At 61.7% G+C, this 18359-nt stretch carries 12 protein-coding genes; 5 read left to right on the plus strand and 7 right to left on the minus strand.

All coding sequences use genetic code 11. The annotated features are described in order from the left end of the window. Window positions 1-15: 15 nt before the first annotated feature. Both H597_RS0102730 and ygjK read left to right on the plus strand, forming a co-directional pair. The gene (locus tag H597_RS0102730) at window positions 16-2517 is read left to right on the plus strand and encodes a TonB-dependent siderophore receptor (protein WP_028100771.1); all 2502 of its coding nucleotides are present in this window, start codon (window positions 16-18) and stop codon (window positions 2515-2517) included. 65 nt (window positions 2518-2582) lie between these two features. Beyond that, window positions 2583-4931: an alpha-glucosidase gene (gene ygjK, locus H597_RS0102735; RefSeq protein WP_028100772.1), complete on the plus strand. Its 2349-nt coding sequence runs from the start codon at window positions 2583-2585 to the stop codon at window positions 4929-4931. On the opposite strand, the gene H597_RS0102740 is transcribed toward ygjK, so the two are convergent. Genes H597_RS0102740 through H597_RS0102755 form a run of 4 tightly spaced genes read right to left on the minus strand, consistent with a single transcriptional unit; the run spans window position 4870 to window position 10539 of the window. Continuing rightward, window positions 4870-6315, minus strand: a complete 1446-nt coding sequence (locus tag H597_RS0102740; protein ID WP_028100773.1) for an amino acid permease — start codon at window positions 6313-6315, stop codon at window positions 4870-4872. The two genes, ygjK and H597_RS0102740, sit on opposite strands and share 62 nt — an antisense overlap. Before the next feature lie 7 nt (window positions 6316-6322). Then, entirely contained in the window at window positions 6323-6778 is a 456-nt protein-coding gene (locus H597_RS0102745) for a beta-galactosidase subunit beta (RefSeq protein ID WP_028100774.1), read from the minus strand. Beyond that, window positions 6775-9756, minus strand: coding sequence for a beta-galactosidase subunit alpha (gene ebgA, locus H597_RS29520; protein WP_035372888.1), 2982 nt, complete (start codon window positions 9754-9756; stop codon window positions 6775-6777). The genes H597_RS0102745 and ebgA overlap by 4 nt, the downstream gene beginning before the upstream one ends. A 3-nt stretch (window positions 9757-9759) precedes the next feature. Next, window positions 9760-10539: an SDR family NAD(P)-dependent oxidoreductase gene (locus H597_RS0102755; protein ID WP_028100775.1), complete on the minus strand. Its 780-nt coding sequence runs from the start codon at window positions 10537-10539 to the stop codon at window positions 9760-9762. Between the two features lie 185 nt (window positions 10540-10724). On the opposite strand from H597_RS0102755, the gene H597_RS0102760 reads away from it, so the two are divergent. Then, complete coding sequence (locus H597_RS0102760; RefSeq protein WP_028100776.1) at window positions 10725-11012, plus strand: hypothetical protein; 288 nt, start codon at window positions 10725-10727, stop codon at window positions 11010-11012. A gap of 28 nt (window positions 11013-11040) precedes the next feature. On the opposite strand, the gene H597_RS0102765 is transcribed toward H597_RS0102760, so the two are convergent. After that, complete coding sequence (locus H597_RS0102765; RefSeq protein WP_035373049.1) at window positions 11041-13344, minus strand: DNA polymerase II; 2304 nt, start codon at window positions 13342-13344, stop codon at window positions 11041-11043. A gap of 60 nt (window positions 13345-13404) precedes the next feature. Between H597_RS0102765 and H597_RS0102770 the strand changes: the two genes are divergently transcribed. Further along, entirely contained in the window at window positions 13405-13950 is a 546-nt protein-coding gene (locus H597_RS0102770) for a porin family protein (protein WP_083940915.1), read from the plus strand. 48 nt (window positions 13951-13998) lie between these two features. Here H597_RS0102770 and H597_RS0102775 read toward each other — a convergent pair whose 3' ends face one another. Beyond that, window positions 13999-15339, minus strand: coding sequence for a S41 family peptidase (locus H597_RS0102775; protein ID WP_028100779.1), 1341 nt, complete (start codon window positions 15337-15339; stop codon window positions 13999-14001). Between the two features lie 144 nt (window positions 15340-15483). Here H597_RS0102775 and H597_RS0102780 point away from each other — a divergent pair, with 144 nt between their 5' ends. Further along, the gene (locus H597_RS0102780) at window positions 15484-17841 is read left to right on the plus strand and encodes a S9 family peptidase (protein ID WP_028100780.1); all 2358 of its coding nucleotides are present in this window, start codon (window positions 15484-15486) and stop codon (window positions 17839-17841) included. 58 nt (window positions 17842-17899) lie between these two features. Here the strand turns inward: H597_RS0102780 and H597_RS0102785 are convergent, their stop codons facing one another. Then, window positions 17900-18349 (minus strand): acyl-CoA thioesterase, encoded by a 450-nt coding sequence (locus H597_RS0102785; protein ID WP_028100781.1) that lies wholly within the window; start codon window positions 18347-18349, stop codon window positions 17900-17902. Between the last annotated feature and the right edge of the window lie 10 nt (window positions 18350-18359).

The raw sequence follows: 18359 nt of genomic DNA on the forward strand, positions 1-18359 counted from the left end.
CTTGAGGAGAACAAGATGAGAGGCAAAACCGGGTTGACCATTTCGGTCGCCACCCTGGCCCAGGTCGCGGCCATACACGGCGCGCAGGCGCAGGACTCTGCTAGCGCTACCGGAAACGGCGCGGTAATCCCGGAGGTGGTCGTTACCGGTACCACGGCAAAACACCGCACCAAGCTGGAATCGTCGGTGGCCATCACCACGGTGGAGGCGGCGAAGCTGGAGAAGCTGGCGCCGCACAGCCTGGCTGACTCCCTGCAGCAGGTGCCCGGCCTGTGGGTCGAAGCATCCGGCGGCGAAGTGTCGAACAACGTCTCTCCGCGCGGGCTCAGTGGCGGCGCGGCCTTCCAGTTCATCAGCCTGCAGGAGGATGGGCTTCCGGTGATTTACGACGGCGAACTGGTGGACGTCCTGCTGCGGGAGGATGTCACCATCAAGCGTTTCGAAGCGATTCGCGGCGGCACGTCCGCCATTCTCTCCACCAATGGGCCAGCCGCCATCGTCAACTTCATCAGCCATAAAGGCAGCCAGACGCCGCAGGGCGAAGTCAAAGTCACCGTCAGCGACTACAATATGGTGCGCACCGAAGGCGTCTATTCAGGCCCGATCAACGAAGACTGGACGTATTCGGCCGGCGGCTATTACCGCCGGGGAAAGGGCGTACGGCCGATCGGCATCACGGCCGACCACGGCGGCCAGTTCCGCCTCAACCTGAGCCGCCGCCTGGCCGGCGGTGAGCTGAACCTGTCGGCCAAGTACGTCAATGACCACAACACCTTCTATCTGCCGATCCCGCTGACCAACCCGGCCAAACCGACCGGCGTTCCGGGCGTCGACCCGCATTATGGCTCGCTGGACGGCCCCGACGTGGCCCATATCAGCAACACCACCACCAACGGCACCATCAACACCAACCTCGACACCGGCTTTCACGTGCTGGCCAAGGTGCTCGGCGCGGACCTGCAGCATGAACTGGGCGGCGACTGGTCATTCCGCAACAACGCCCGCTACACTCGCTACGACGTCGCCCCGCACTCGGTGTTCAATGGCCCGAACAGCTACCTGGTCCGGGCGGGCAACCGTCTCGATCCCGAACAATCCAGCGACGTCGCGGCGCTGCTGGCACGCTTCGGCGGCACGGCAAAATTCGCCTATGCGGGTACCGGACAGGTGATCGCCGATCCATCAACCCTGAACGGCAACGGCTTCACCACCGACGCCGTTGCCGAGACGCGCTTCCGCTCCCTCGGCCATTTTGTCGACAAACTTTCCCTGACAAAGGAAAACGATAGCAACAGCTTTACTGCCGGCGTGCTTTTCGCGTCGCAAAAGCTGCATGAAGACTCCGACTACGGCGCCCGCATCATCACCGAGGTACGCGATCAGCCACGACGCCTTGACATCGTCGCTGTCGATGCGAACAACAAGATCCTCGGCTACCTCTCCGACAAGGGCGTGCTGCGAAATGGCTATTTCTATGAACGGCATAAGGGAGATATGAATTCAACCTCCCTGTTCGTCAACGATGAATGGAAGGTGAACAGGAAGCTGCGTCTCGACGCGGGCGTGCGCTACGAAATCGCCCGCTACGACGTGCAGGATGAAAACGTACTGGCGGCGGGCGACGACCTACCCGGCAACAGCCTGACCGAAGGCGCGATCATTCCCGGCGCATTCAATCCGGATGGCAGCGACAAGGACAATATCATCGCCAACAACTACATGCGGCGTGCGGGCACCGGAGAATGGACCCGCAAGAAGAAGACCATCAAGGAAACCTCCTATACGGCGGGCTTCAATTACGCCTTCAACGACCACGTCGCCGCTTACGGGCGCTATGCAAGCGGCACCAATATGCCGACCCTGTATAGCGCTGACAGCTTCGTCGACGGCGCCAGCCGCCTTAGTTTCGCCGAGGCGGGCGTGCGCTACATTTCTCCGTTCTGGACCACGTCAGCCACGCTGTTCCACACCAAGTTCGACAACCTGTCCTTCGGTGAAACCAACCAGGCCACGGGCGACTTCCGCCAGGTTTTCGTCAAGACGCTATCGACCGGGGTCGAGCTGGAAGGCGTCGTCAACCTGTACAAACGCTTTTCGCTGGAATATGTCGCCACCATCCAGGATGCCACGATCAACGGCATCGATCCGAACGCTGAAGAGGCCAAGCAAAACGGCAATCAGGTGATGCGTACGCCGAATACGCAAGTACGCTTGATCCCGACGGTGCACTTCGACTTCGGCGACCTGTTCCTGGTCTACACCCGTATCGGAAAACGCTACGCCGACTTCGAAAATGCGCTGGAGCTGCCGGCCTATCACGTACTCGACCTGGGCGCGGAATTCAGGATCGACAAGCACTGGAAGCTGAACTTCAAGGTCAACAACGTGACCAACGAAATCGGCCTGACCGAAGGCAATCCGCGCAGCGGCTTTAACCAAAGCTCGAACGGCAGCCTGTTCTACGCACGCCCCATCCTCGGCCGCAACGCCACGCTTTCACTGTCCTATCGCTTCTAAGCAGTCGCCGGCCGGATGCATTATGCACCCGGCCATTTTTTCATTCCCGTGCTACCCTTCCGTCCATGATCAAAGCCAGTCTCGGTTTGCTGCTGATCGCAGCGACAGCCCCCCAGGCCCAGCCGCCGTCCATCAACCGGTACGGCACGCCATTCGCCGCGCGCGAATTCGACGCCGAAGAAAACCAGCGCTTCAACCCGATGTTCGATGCCGGCAGCTGGCATGGCTACCTTCTTCCCGACAAGCCCGAACTGGCCGGATCCTTCAGCGGTCCGCTGGTAGTCGCGGAGGAATATGCCGTCTACATCGCACCTGCCCTGGAGCGCCTGGCACTGAGCGATCGCCGCACGGGACGCAGCTTCAAACCCAAACAGGCTCGCTGGACCAGCTTCGCCCGCCCCGGCGTATTGAGCCAGCGGCTTGCGTGGCCAGGGCTGCGGCTGGATGTGGACCTGCACTTCGTCAGTTCCTACACCGCCCTGGTGCGTTATCGCTTGCGCAATACATCCGGCAAAGCCATGTCGCTGAAGGCGCATTGGCAGGGAGAGCTGGTCACGCAGTGGGGGAAGGAGGGTTCGATAGCGGCGCTCCAGCCAGCCTGGAAACCGGAAGTCCGTCAACAAGGCAGCGGAATCAGCGTCGTATTCGGCAAGGTGCGCGACACCGGCAATATCATGACCAGCGGGAGCTCGCGCTACCGCATCGAGCGCAGCGTACGTTCGCAAGATAGCGTTGCCGGCCAGCGCTACGTCAGCAGCGCCGACCTGCCGCAGCTTCCTGCTGGCCGCCAGCTCAACATATACAGCGCCTACAGCTACCAGCTGGACGACGCGGATGCCGCCGGTTCGCAGGCGGAAGCGCTGCTTTCCAGCACCGCGAACATGGAACAGGCCATCGCCGCCAGTGAGCATCGCTGGTCGACCTGGCTGGCAAAGCTGCCCGCCTCGCCTCTCAGCACCAAGGCGCTCGAGACCCTGATCGGCAACTGGCGCGCGCCGCGCGGCGCTTTCCGCCATGATGCAATGGTGCCGTCCACCACGGCACGCTGGTTCAATGGCGCCTGGACCTGGGACACATGGAAGCAGGCCTACGCGCTGGCCGCCATCGATCCGTCCCTCGCGGCCAACACGGTGAGGTCACTGTTCGATCACCAGATCCTGGCAAACGACCCGATCCGCCCGCAGGACGAAGGCATGGTGCCCGACAACGTCTTCTACAACAAGGAGGAGGTGCGCGGCGGCGACGGCGGCAACTGGAACGAGCGCGACACCAAGCCGCCGCTGGCCGCATGGGCCGTATGGGAAATCTACCGCCACTCCCATGACCGCTCCTGGCTCTGTGAGATGCAGCCCAAGCTGGAAGCCTACCACCGCTGGTGGTACCGCAACCGTGACCATGACCAGAACGGTTTGGCCGAATACGGCGCCACCGTCCATCCGCTGCACAATAATGCCGCCGGCCAGTTGCGATTCCGCGTCAAGCCGCTCTCGCCATCCCCACTGGAAGGCTGCAGCGAAGGACAGGACGGCATGCGCGAGTGCCTGGGCGTCACCGCTTACAACCGCATTGTCGACAACGCGCAATATGCGGCGATCGATCTACCGGTCCAGCATGCGGCAGGATTCGAGTCGGGCATGGACAATGCCGCGCGCTTCGGCTTCATCATCCCCGCCGCCCTGCAGCGCTATGCGGAAATAACGTATGGCGGCGACCTGGCGGCGGCACGGCGCGACTGGCAGGTGCGCGTGCTCGAAAACCGGGATAGCCAGGGTAGGCTGCTTGGCTATTCAATCGACCAGGAGTCGGTCGATCTGAATGCCTTCCTGTATCGCGAAAAGCTCGTGCTGTCCGATATCGCAAAGGAACTTGGCCAGCATGACGCCGCACGCAGCTGGCAGGAGCAAGCGATACATTTGCGCGGGATGATCAATGCCGCCTTCTTCGATCCCGTCAGCGGCTTCTATTACGACCGCCAGCTGGGCGGCAAGCTGCTGACCATGCGCGGACGCGGCCCCGAGGGGTGGACCGCCCTTTGGGCCGGCGCCGCCGAGCGACGGCAAGCGGAGGCAGTCATCACGAAAATGCTGGATCCTGGGGAATTTGCCACGCAGGTGCCAATGCCGACCGCCGCGGTTTCCAATCCATCCTATGATCCGCAGATCTATTGGCGCGGCAGGGTGTGGCTGGACCAGCTTTATTTCGGCGCGGCGGCCCTGCGCCGTTATGGCCGCGGCGCCGACGCCGACGCCATAACGAGGCGCTTCATCTCCGGCGCGGAAGGCCTTCTGGGCGATTCTCCGATCAGGGAAAACTACCACCCGGTCACCGGCCATATGCAGGGGGCCACCAACTTCAGCTGGAGCGCTGCACACCTGCTGATGCTGGAACGCGATTGGGAAAACTCGCCGAAGTAGCAAGGCCGCGCTCGTACTGGCGGTACTTCCACAGCGCCCACCCCAAAAACAGGACCACGCCGCCCACGTTGTAGCCCAGCGTGAGCAGCAGGTCCTGGCCTGCGGGGAAAATCGCGGCGATAAAGGCCAGCCCGGAGAACACCAGAAGCACGCCGGCCACGGCAAGGCCGACCGGCCGCGATCCCATACGGAAGCCGCGCGGCAGGTGATCCAGGCGCAGGCGCAAATGGAAATAAGCGGCCATGATGATCAGCGGCGGCAGCAGCGCGGTGGCGGCAGTCATATTGATCACCACGTTGAGCAGCTGGTTCACATTGGACGATCCCAAGGCCGGAATGAGCAGCAGCGGCACGACCACCCAGAACTGTATCCATGCGGCGCGCTCTGGCATATCGTGGCGATTCAGCGCAATGGCGCGTTCGCCGAAGATGCCTTTCGGGATCTCCGAAAACAATGCCTTGACCGGCGCAGCTGTCCACACCATCAGGGTGCCGAAAGACCCGAGCAGCATGACAGCGCCCACCAGGCGGTTCAGCAGCAATGGCTGGATGGCATGCTTCTCGCCCAGGGCACCGAACACCTGGAAAATACCCGATGTATAACTCAATCTGGAGGCAGGAACATACAGGTCGAGTACCAGCGCCGATACCGAGTACAGCACGCCAATCAGCAATCCTGCGAAAACAATGGTGCGTACAAAGGTCCTGGCGCCGCCTCGCACATCGTTCAGGAAGACGCCGACGGACTCCGCACCGCCGGCCGCAAACAATATCAAAGCCATCGCCCCCATATAAGACCAGCTGAAGGAAGGCATCATTGCAGCTGCGGTGATGGGTGTGGCGGGCACGGCGCCCTCCAGCCAGTCGATAAGGCTCAAGGCAACAAAGCCGAACGCCATCACCAGCACCAGCGAGCTGCCGATGGAAGTCACGCGCCCGACCCATGCCGCGCCCTTGGTCGACACCCAGGTGGCAAATGCGAACAGCAGCACCGACAGCAGTACCGTGGCGAGCGGCGAGAACTGGACTTCGTAACCCAGCCACGCATAGGACGAGTACACCAGGATGTTGGGCAGCACCGAAGTAAAATAGAACAGGTTGACGAACCAATAGCAGTAGGCGCCGACGAATGCCCATTTATCGCCCATCGAAGAGCGGATCCACTGGTAGATGCCGGATTTGGCATCCTTATTCAGGCTGACGAATTCCGCGATGATCAACACATAGGGAATGAAAAATATCGCTGTCGCAAACAGGAAGGACGGTACCGATGCCATGCCGATGGCGATATTGCTGTTGACGACATTCCTGATATTGAAGATCGCTGCCACCGCCATTGATAGCAGCATGAAGCGGCCGATTTTCCTGTTACCGGAGGTTGCCATGGTCAGTTCACTTATTGTGGAATGCCGCGCCTTCTATCGTCACCATCAGCACCAACTTGCGTAGATGCGCTGAACCCAGCTGCCGGTAGGCGTACCGATTGTCGAAGATCAGTAATTGGCCTGCGACGGCGGTGTGCTGTCCTGTGCTTTCACCGCTTAGGGTTTCGCGGTCGGTTTCGTCACTGTAGGGAACCAGCCGTTCCAGCGATTCTTTCTCCGCATATTCGACGGTCTCGCTGCCTGAAACGTAGTAGTGGATTTCCACGTAACGCCGGTTTCCGGTGAAGCTGCGCGCTGCGGCGGCATGCCCTTCCACCAAGCGGTAGACCAGTGAGTCCCCGATGGAATGGCAGACGCCCGCCTTCATCGTCGGCAAGTTGGCAATGGCCTCCAGGCAGCGCCGCCATTTCTTCGCCGAGTGATAACGCAGGCGGAATTCATCCAGGCTGTCCAGGATGATCACAGTCCGTCCTCCCCGCTCAGCGGCGACAAGTCCAGGGTGTAGCGGAAGGGTTCCAGGTAAATCCTGTGGGATTCAAGTACTTCGGAGCCCCAGGAATTGGAACCCAGTCCGCTGACCTTGTAATCGAGATTGACAGTCCAGAAGTCCTCGTCGCACAGCGCATTATCGTGCCGCGTGGCCGCAATCTGTTCCGCGCTATAGGGCCAGACGCTGAAGTTGATTCCTTGCTCCGCATCGATACGAACGCCTTTACCGCGCCTGTCCCGCAGGGTGGCCCATCGTACGTCCATGCGGTTGCCGTTATCCTGCGGCTTGGGATAGTGCTCGAACATGTCGGCGGCGTCGCAGCGATAGCGGTCAACGATGCTGCATGCTTTGCTGTCCGGGTAGTTTTCGCCGGGACCCCGGCCAAAATATTCGACCTGGTCCAGCTGGCGGTGCAGAGCCAGCGACATGCCGATCTTCGGGATCATGTCGTGGAAGCCGCCGTACGGCGTACCGGAGAGGGTGACCCGCACCCGCCCCGCACCATCGATGAGGTAGTGGTAGCGGCAACGCATTCCATAGCCCAGCACAGGCGGCGCAATCTGGCAGTCGACAAGGACTGCCACTTCGTCGCCACTGCGCTGGACCTGCATGCCGCGCAGATGTTCCTGCATGATGTTCAGGTGCTGCGGCAGCCACAGTACCTCATTTTCCTGCTTATGGTTGTCGATGCAGGGTTTGTAGAACGCGATCTGCGGGGGCCGCGCGAGCAGCGGCGTTCCGTGCGCCGTCCACTCCTTGAACTTGCCGGTCAGTTTGCAAAATGCCATGCGGAAGCCTGCACCTTCCACGACGAATTCCAGGCGGCGCTCCGTCAGCAATGGCGGCGCCGCAGCGGCAGGCGTACGCCATGCCTGCAATGTCATCGATGGCAGTGCGAACTGGTACACCGCCAGCTCATGCTGCGCCTCGCTGTAGGCCGTCGCATTATCGCGCAGCACACGCACGTTCAGGTAGCACTGGCCTGTCCCGCGCGGAGGTTCTGCAAAGCGCACTTCCCGCCGCTGGCCCGGCGATAGTGGCGGAAGCTCCACATGTTCACGCCGCAGCAGCTCGCCGTCGGCCTTGACCTCGACCAGTAGCGACACGCCTTCAAGGGTGCTGAACCAATAGCGGTTCTCCACTTCGATGGTGCCTGCTGCGGCGTCGATGGCGCGTATCTTTACCGGTGCGATCACCTGCTTGTATTCGCGCAGGCCGGGTCCCGGACGCTGGTCCGGGTAGATCAAGCCATCGCAGCAGAAATTACCGCTGTTGGGATAATCGCCGAAGTCCCCGCCGAAGGCGTAGAACGGCCGCCCCGCAACCTCGGGACGCAGGATCGCGTGATCGCACCATTCCCACAGAAAGTGCCCCTGCAAATGCGGGTACCGGTTGAATACGGCCTGGTACTCGCTCAGTCCTCCGGGGCCGTTGCCCATGGCATGCCCGTACTCGCACAGGATGCGCGGCTTATCCATCGGATATTCGCCGAACGCATTCATCATCTGCACCCGCGAATACATGGTGCTGACCACGTCGCACACTTCCGCGTCGCGATCTTCTTCATAATGGATCAAGCGGCTTGGATCGATCTGCCGGCAGCGCGCCGCCATTGCACGGATATTGCAGCCGTAGCCCGACTCGTTCCCCAACGACCACATGATGATCGAAGGATGGTTTTTCTGGGCGTGCACGTGCCGCTCAATGCGGTCGACAAATGCTCGTTCCCATGCCGGGTCGTCGGTGATCTGACTAAGGTTGCCAATGTTGACGAAACCGTGTGTCTCCACATCCGTTTCGGCCATCACGAACAGGCCGTACTGGTCGCATAATTCGTAGAAACGGGGATCGTTCGGGTAATGCGCGGTACGCACCGAATTGATGTTGTGCTGCTTCATTAGCACGATGTCCCGTTCGATACGCTCCATCGTCACCGCGCGGCCGCGCAGCTGGTCGTTGTCATGCCGGTTTACCCCATGCAGCTTGAGGTAGCGGCCATTGACATGCATCAGGCCGTCCTTCACCGTTACCTCGCGGAAGCCAATGCGCAGGGGCACCACCTCCAGCAGCTTGCCGGAGTCGTCGAAGAGGCTGATCTCCAGCCGGTAAAGATAAGGATCTTCAGCATTCCAGTGGCGCGGCCCGGCGACTTCCGCCGCCCATTCCAGGTCGCAGCCGCCCCCATCCTGCAGCAGCCGGCCGCCATCGTATAGCCCCCATTCGATGCGCCAGCCATCGCGTCGAGACACATCCACCGAAACGGATAGACGGGCATCCACACAGGCATCGTCGAAGCCGGTCTGCACAAAGACATCCTGCAGGTGGAGCGCGCCTTTTCCCACCAGGTAGACGTCGCGGAAGATGCCGGCCGTCCACCACATATCCTGGTCTTCAAGATAGCTGGAATCCGCCCACTGCAGCACACGCACGCTGAGCAAGTTTTCTCCTTCCACCAACAGTCCCGTAATATCGAATTCCGCCGCCAGCCGGCTGCCCTTGCTCATCCCGGCATAGCTGCCATTGACATGGATTTCGAAGTACGTCTCGACGCCATCGAAACGCAGGATGACGCGCTCGCCGCGCCACTCCGGTCCCAGTGTCCACCGGCACTGGTAGGCGCCGGTCGGATTGGATGAAGGCACGTAGGGAGGATCCACCGGAAACGGCATGCCATCATCGGTGTACTGCAGCTTCCCGTGGCCCTGCATCTGCCACATGCCGGGAACTTCGATCGCACCCCAGCCATCCATGTACTCGCTGTAGAACTGCGACGGCACCTGCAGCGGGTGTTCGAAGTAAGCAAAGCGCCACGAGCCGCTCAAGGAGAGGAAGCGGCGGCTGCGCTCGCGCTGGAAGCTGCGTGCGGTATCTGCATCGGCGTAAGCAAAGAAATAAGCGTGCGGAGGTAGCCGGAGCTCCTCCAGCAGCTCGGGGTTCTCCCACTTGTTCACGGTTTATGCCGATCCAGCCAGGCCACCGCCGTCCACCACCAGCGCATCTCCGGTGACGAAGGAAGAACGATCCGATGCGAGGAACAGCACGGCCTGCGCAATTTCCGGCGGTTTACCAACGCGCATCAGGGGCCGGCTGGCGCCGGCCGCAACCAGGGCATTCTGCTCAAGCCCCAACTGCTGCGCTTCATTGCGCAGCATGGGGGTATCGGTATCCCCGGGGCAGACGCAATTGACGCGGATATTCTGCGGCCCATGATCCACCGCCATGGCCTTGGTCATGATCACCACCGCCCCCTTGGAAGCGCAATAGGAAATGGCATCCTTCCCGCCCACCAGCCCCCAGCCCGATGCCGTGTTGATGATGCTTCCGCCGCCCTGCTCCTGCATCACCGGCACGGCGTATTTGCACATCAGGAAAATCGACTTGACGTTGACCGCCATGACCTGGTCCCATTCCTGTTCGGTGGTGTGGATCACATTGGCCCGCCGCGTGATGCCCGCATTGTTGAACAGGACATCCAGGCGGCCGTAGCGCGACACGGCAGCATGCACCGCGGCTTGGCAATCGGCGGCAACAGCGACATCGGTGCGGATGAAGGAAGCGCGTGCGCCGGCTGCCGTCAGGGCGGCCACCGCCATTTCGGCGGCCGCGCCATCGCGGTCGGCGATCAGCACGGTCGCGCCTTCGCGCGCAAACAGTTCCGCCGTGGCGCGCCCAATGCCGGAAGCCCCTCCTGTAATCAACGCCACCTTGCCCGCCAGTTCGCCTTGCTGTTGCATGTGCTGTCTCCGTATTAGGGGTGATGATCCATCTTGCCGCGATTCCGGCGGTATTGACAAATGAATACTTCAAACGCCATGCATAAGGCCAGCTAATGGATACCGCAGAGCGGCTTCACAAGGAACGCATCAGGCTTTCACAGTCGGCCGATACATTAGTTTCTCCACACACCCGGGAGAACAGCATGGCAATTCCGCGCCAATTGGCAGTTGTCGGCATCGCGGCCGTCTCGATCATTTCGATTCCGTTCATCGCTTCGCAATGGAGCGATGCAATGCAGTGGGAGCCATCCGACTTTCTGGCTGCCGGCACACTGCTGGCGGGCGTCGGCGCGTCCTACGTACTGCTGGCGAGCTATATGGACAATGCGGTGCAGAAGGCTGTGCTGGCGGCCGTGCTGGCGGTCGGCCTGCTCTCGGTGTGGATGGAACTTGCTGCCGGCGTATTCGGAGTGCCTTTCGCTGGCAACTGAGAATTGTGCAGATTTCGATGCCGCGCGATTAAAACAGCGCCTGCTGCGCCGTAGTCAATGCGGCGAAACTGTCATGCAGCGGAAGCAGGATGGCGTCGGCGATCGGCTGCAGCTGCTTGTCGAGGTAATGCTGGTAGTCGATAGGCGAGCGCTGGTTTTCCAGCGGTTCCGGCCCGCCGGTGGTGATCACATAGCTGATCCGGCCGCCGTTCTGATAGCGCAGCGGACGTCCCTGTGCCTTGTTGAATTCATCGGCAAGCCGGGCGGCGCGCACCTGCGGCGGCACGTTGACCTGGTATTCGTCCAGCCGGTGGCGCAGGCGTTTGCGGTACACCAGCAAATCATCGTGTTCGCCCGACAGCGTCTTGCGCACATAGTCGCGCACATAGTCCTGGTAAGGCTCTTCGTTGAAAATGCGCGTGAACAGTGCCTGCTGGAATTGCTGCGCAAGCAAAGTCCAGTCGCTGCGCGCCGTTTCCAGCCCGCGATAGATCATCTCGCCGTCGCTGGTCAGTCCCGCGTAGCGCTTTTTGCTGCCCATATCCGTGCCGCGGATGGTCGGCATGAAGAATTTTTTGTAATAGGTATCGAACTCGATTTCGAGGAAGCTCTCCAGCTTGTATTTCCTGCGCAGGCGATCGGTCCACCACTTGTTGATCTTGGCGACCAGGTCGCGCGCGATGCCAAGAGCTTCCTCGGTTTCGTGGGGGCGCTTGAGCCAGATGAAGATCGAATCGGTATCGCCGTAGATTGCTTCGTAGCCCTCCTTTTCCACCAGCTCGCGCGTAAGCTTGAGCAGTTCATGGCCGCGCAGCGTGACCGAGGAAATCAGCTGCGGATGGTAGAAGCGGCAATCGGTGGAACCGAGCACGCCGACGAAGGAGTTCATCAGCAGCTTCAGCGCGGTCGACAATGCATCGTTCTTTTCACGCTTGGCGGCGTCGCGGCCTTGCCAGAGCTGCGTGGTAATCGCGGGCAGGCAGTGGCGCGTACGGGAAAACTGGGCGCCCCGCATGCCCGGCACCGGATCCTCCTCCACTGCCCCCTCTACCATGCCGACCGGGTCGACCAGGAAGGAGCGGATGATCGAAGGGTACAGGCTCTTGAAGTCCAGGACCACCACCGAGTCGTACAAGCCGGGCTGCGAATCCATCACGAAGCCGCCCGGCGACGCCACGGCGGGAATGTCGCCCACGTTCGGCGCCACATAGCCTTCGCGGTGCATGCGCGGCAGGTACTGGTGGCTGAAGGCGGCGATCGAGCCGCCCATGTGGTCGGGCACCAGGCCCGTCACGTGGGAGCGCTCCAGGATGAAGTCCATCACCCGCGTCTTGTCGAAGATGCGCGTCACCAGCTCGCAGTCCTTCAGGTTGTAGGTCGCCAGGGCCGGCTTGTCTTCGCGGAAGCGGCGCTCGATTTCAGCCATCTTGTCGTAGTCGCTGCCGATGTCCTTGCCCTCGCCCAGCAAGGCTTGCGACACGCTCTCCAAGCTGAAGGACGGGAAGCTCCACGAGGCGGCCCGCAGCGCTTCGATGCCGTCGATGGCGATGCGGCCCGGAATGGATGCGAATACGTAGCCGTCGCGCGCCTGGTGGGTGCGCCACTCGACCGGCCGACCGTCGCGCCCCAGCAACAGCGGCACTTTGTACTTTTCGGCGTTGCGCTGCAGGGTTTGCAGGTCGAACTGCACCACGCTCCAGCCGATGATGGCGTCCGGATCATGCCGGTGGAACCACTCGTTCAGCTTTTCGATCACCCGGCGCGGCGTCGGGCAGTATTCCAGGTCGAAGTCCACCTCCGGCGCCACAGCTGGCGTTTCGCCTAGCATATACACCTGGCGCTGGCCGCAGCCTTCCAGCGCGATCGAGTACAGGTCGCCGAAGGCGCTGGTTTCAATATCAAGCGACACCATGCGCAAGCGCGGCCGGTATTCCGGCGCAGGGCGCAGTTTGCCGCCCTCGAATTCCACGCCGGCCGTGATGAAGCGCTCCATCAGGTAGCGCTCCGGCGGCTTGATGTCCGCCTCGTACAGGCGGATTCCCCGTTCGCCCAGCTTGCGTTCCAGCGCCAGCAGCTGCTTGTAGTGGCTGGCGTAAATGCCCACCACCGGCTCGCGCTGGAAAGTCCGCAGCGCCACCTCGCGCACGTCGATACCCGGGGTGCCCGCTACCAGGGTGGCGATGGTGTCGCGCAGCGAGGCCTCGGCGAAGGCCACCGAAGCCTGTGCTGTCAGGAGGATTTTGCGCGGGCCGTCGTCGGTGGCGAGCCAGAACTCGATTTCGGTGCCGTCGCGGGCATCGCGCCAGGCGCGGGTGAGGATAAATCCAGGCATGACGAAATTATACTGTACGAACACACAGTATATTTGCAATAGCAAAACTAGCTTGATAAAATGAAATGTTGCCGAGGGCTAATGCCAGGTAATCTTAACAAGGAAATAGGGAAATTTATGATCAAGCAAATCACCGCTGCAGCCCTGCTGGCAGCAACTTCTTTCGCTGCTTCCGCAGCTGAACCACGTTTCTACGTCGGCGCCGACATCGACACCACCAAGTCCCACTTCATCGAAGACCTGGACCGCGAAACCGGTTACGGCGCATTCGCCGGCTTCAAGATTAACGATAAATTCGATGTTGAAGTAGGCTATCGCCAGGTCGGCAAATTCAACGTTTTTCAAAAGAACGACCTGAAAGTTAACCAGCTCGCCGTTTCCGTCCTGGGCTATGCGCCTGTGGCAGAGAAAACCGCTGTATTTGGCCGCCTGGGCTACAACCGCCTGGAATTCAAAGGCAATGCCGGCTCCGAAAACAAAAACCGTGCTTTGGTCGGCATTGGCCTGAGCTACGAATTCATCAAGCAAATCACTGGCCGCGTTGAAATTCAGCGTACCGGATTCAGCTCGACCACCGTCAACGCAGGCGTCGCGTACAACTTCTAAGTGACGGCACTGCCCAAAAAGCCGCCGGACCTGGTCCGGCGGCTTTTTTTATTTCGGCTGCAGCGTCGCCAGGGCCGCTTCCAACACCTCATCGCGTCCGGCGCGCACACCTTCCACCGTCTGCTTGACCAGATGCTGCGGCTGCACCCCGATACCGACGAAGGGGCGTCCGTCCGGATAGGTATCCTGCTTGGTGCAGATGCGCGCCTGGCCACCGCCCGGCAGTTTGATGAACAGCGGCTGGCCCGTGCTGCCGCCGGTGGCTTCCCCCACCAGCGTGCCGCGCTGCATGCCGTCGAAAGCGACGGCAAAGTCTTCAGCCGCCGAGAAGGTGGCCGCGCTGGTCAGCACCAGCACATTCTTCTTGTACTGGTGCGTCGGGTCGGGCTGCACGGCGTCCGGCGCCTCGGCATACATCGGCTGCTCCTTGCCCCAGGCGCGCCATGTCGGCTTGTAGTCGCGCGTGGCCCAGCGGCTGGTAAGGAAAGCCTTATCGTCCAGCGTCGCCAGGATCTTATAGCCCACATCCGAATTGCCGCCGCCATTGCGGCGCACATCGATCACCAGGGCGGAAGATTTGGCGATCTCGTCGAAGGCCGCCATCCATGCCTCTGCGGCGCTGTTGTCGTCGAAACTATTGAGGGAAACATAGGCTACGTCGCCTGGCAGCATGCTGAATTCGAACGAGGGCGTACCGGTTGCCGCCGCCTTGCGCGCTTCACGGCTGACACGCGGCACCACCTGGTCGAACTGCTTGCCGGCGGCGCTGCGGAAGGTAAGGCGTGAAGCACTGCCCACAGCGCCACGCAGGAACTGGCTGCCGAACATGGCCAGCTCCTGGTCCTGCGGTGTGGAGGCGCTCACATACGGCGCCAGCTCGCGCGCTGCGTAAGTCCTTACTTCAACGCCATCGACCTCAATCACTTCCAGGCCCGGCATGATGCCTTTGGCGCGCAGACCAGGATCCAGCACTTCGGTCACGATCACGCGCCCCTCGACCGGCATGGTCTTCAGCAGCGGCATGCCGCCCATGCGGTCGGACAGTTCCTGCGGCGGATAAACATTGGTGTGGCCGTCTTTCAGCTTGCCCACCATCTCGGTCAGAATACGGTAATAGTCTTCCGTGCTGCGCGTGGCGCGCACGCGCGGCAGGGTGTCGAGGTAAAGCTTGTCCCAATCCAGCTTTTCCAGCGTCGCGGTATCGACGAAGTTGTATTTCACTTCCGACCACAATTTCGAGAGGCCGGCGATCTTCTCGTCCTCGCTGATGTTTTCTTTATAAGACCCGGCGAGGGCCGAGGTCTCCCACTGCATGGCAGGCTGCTGCTGCGCCAGTGCGCCGCTGGCCGCAAGGGCCAGAACCAGCGCCGCTACATGGCTTTTTGCCATTTTGTCTCCTGTATTTGCTGAATGCCCGACATTCTAGAGGTCCGGAGGCTGGGACGCTACTCTGTTACAAGCCAGGTGTTTTTCGCAGGGGGAGCGGCTGTTAGAATGCTTCCTCGAAAATTCTTTTCATTCCCCTTTCGATCCATGCGACGACTTGCCCTCCCTGCGCTGGCGGCCCTGCTGGCCGCCCCCGTTTTTGCCGCCACCCCAATCACCCTCGACCAGGCCATGTCCCACCCGGACTGGATCGGAACACCCGTGGAAGCGGCGTGGTGGAGCTGGGATGGCAAACAGATTTTCTACAAACAGAAGCGCAGCGGTTCTTCGCTGCGCGACACCTTCCAGGCGGGCGATAAACCGCGCCTGGTTGCCGACTCCGAGCTGGCCAACCAGGACAGCCCGAACGTGGTGTTCAACCGCGAGCGCAGCCGCGCCATCGTACTGCGCAACGGCGACCTGTTCGAACGCGACCTGAAATCCGGCGCCTTGGTGCAGATCAGCCGCGGCACCGCCAACGCTTCGTCGCCCCAGTATTCGGCCGACGGCCGCAACGTGCAATTCAAGGTCGGCAACGACTGGTTCAGCTGGAACCGCGCCGAACGCCTGGTGTCGCCGGTGGCCCTGCCGCGCGCCGCCAAGGATCCGGCCGCCGCCCCGGACGAGGACTACCTGCGCGATATGCAGCTGCGCCTGATCACCACCCTCAAGCGCCAGAAGGAAGAGCGCGACGAAACGCGCGCCCGCGCCAAGGCCGAACGCGCCGCCGACGCCACCCGCGCCCCGGCACCGCTCTATTTCGGCGACAAGGTCGCCATCGACGCGTCTTCCCTGTCGCCGGACGGCCGCTGGCTGGTGGTGGCCATCTCACCCAAGGGCAGCGAGACCGGCCGCGTCGGCAAGATGCCACGCTACGTGACCGAGTCGGGCTACGAAGAATTCGACGACCAGCGCACCCGCGTTGGACGCAACCTGCCGCTGGCCCAGACGCTGAAACTGGTGGACTTGCGCACGGGCGCCATCAAGGACCTGCCTTTCGATACCCTGCCCGGCATCGCCACCGACCCGCTGGCCGGCATGCGCGAAGCGGCAAAGCAGCCGGCCCTGAAAGGCAACCGTGCAACACGCCTTCAGAACGACGAGGGCGACGGTATCGCGTGGAGCGACAACGGCGCGAAAGCCGCCGTCATGCTGCGCACCGTGGACAACAAGGACCGCTGGCTGGCCGCCATCGACCTGGAAGGCGCCAAGCTTAAATCCATGCACCGCCTGACCGACAACGCCTGGATCAACTACAGCTATAACGATTTCGGCTGGCTGCCGGACAACAGCACCCTGTGGTTCATGTCCGAGGAAAGCGGCTACTCCCACCTGTACACCCTGGGCGCGGACGGCAAGCAGCGCGCCCTGACCAGCGGCAAATGGGAAGCGTCGAACGTGAAGTGGAATGCCGACGGCAGCATGGCCTACATGCTGTGCAATCGCCGCACGCCGGGCGAGTACGAAGTATGTTCGGCCTCCGCAAAAGACGCCTCCGTGCGCGAGGTGACGCAGTTGAACGGCGGCGTTGAACAGTTCGATCTGTCGCCGGACCAGCGCAGGCTGCTGGTGCACTACTCGTCCGCCTACATGCCTTCGCAGCTGGCCACCGTGCCGGCTGCGGGCGGCGCCGCAACCAGGCTGACCGATACCCGTAGCGCCGACTACAAGGCGCGCGAATGGATTCAACCGCAAATGGTTGCCGTGCCTTCGAGCCACGGCGCCGGCCAGCCGATCTGGTCCAAGCTGTACCGGCCCGCCACGCTGGAAGCGGGCAAGAAATACCCGATCGTGATGTTCGTGCATGGCGCCGGCTACCTGCAGAACACGCATAACCGGTTCCCGACCTACTTCCGCGAGCAGATGTTCCACAATATGCTGGTGGAAAAAGGCTACATCGTGCTGGACATGGATTACCGCGCCTCCAAAGGTTATGGCCGCGATTGGCGCACGGCGATCTACCGCCAGATGGGGCATCCTGAACTGGACGACTATGTGGACGGCGCCAAGTGGCTGGCGGCCAACCATCAGGGCGATATCGACAAGGTCGGCATCTACGGCGGCAGCTACGGCGGCTTCATGACCTTCATGGCGCTGCTGCGCGAGCCGGACCTGTTCAAGGCCGGCGCCGCCCTACGCCCTGTGACCGACTGGACCACCTACAACCACGGCTACACCGCCAACATCCTCAACACGCCGGACATCGATCCCGAGGCTTACCGCATTTCCTCGCCGATCGAGTACGCCGACAAGCTGAAAGGCCACCTGCTGATCGCCCACGGCATGGTCGATGACAATGTGTTCTTCCAGGACTCGGTACGCATGGCGCAGCGCCTCATCGAGCTGAAAAAAGACCATTGGGAACTGGCGGCCTACCCGCTGGAGCGCCATGCCTATGTGCAGCCGGAGAGCTGGTACGACCAGTACCGCCGCATCTACCAGCTATTCGAGCGCACGCTGAAATAAACCGAAGCGATGGGGTCCGAACGTGAGGATCAGACCCCGGTATGCCGGTTTTCCCGGTTTAAGCTTTCGCCACGCTGCTCGGCAGCGTCTGGAAATCGTCGGTCTGGTACAGCGACTTCCATGCAGCCAGCAGTGCCGGCGGCGGCGTCACCAGCTTGCGCGCCGTCAGGTCCAGCCAGCCGCCCGAGCTGTTGATGCGGGCGGATAGCTTCCCATCGCTGCGATACACGTCGCTGCGCAGCATCCAGCGGCTGCCATCCTGCGACATGCCGGCCAGCGACAGCGTCACCGTGATCTGGTCCATCAGCAGCACTTCCTTGAAATAGGCGATATCGTCCTTCATCACCACGGGACCGATGTTCAGGCGCTTGAATTCCGCCATCGGGAAGCCATTCTCGCCCAGGAACATCATGCGGACATCGCCTGCCTTGTTCAGGTAAGCCGTGTTGGCCATATGGCTGTTGAAATCCATATCGCCCCACCCTGCCAGCATCTTTCGCTCAAACATTACCGCTCCT

This window comes from Pseudoduganella violaceinigra DSM 15887 (genome assembly GCF_000425385.1).
GTDB lineage: Bacteria > Pseudomonadota > Gammaproteobacteria > Burkholderiales > Burkholderiaceae_D > Rugamonas > Rugamonas violaceinigra.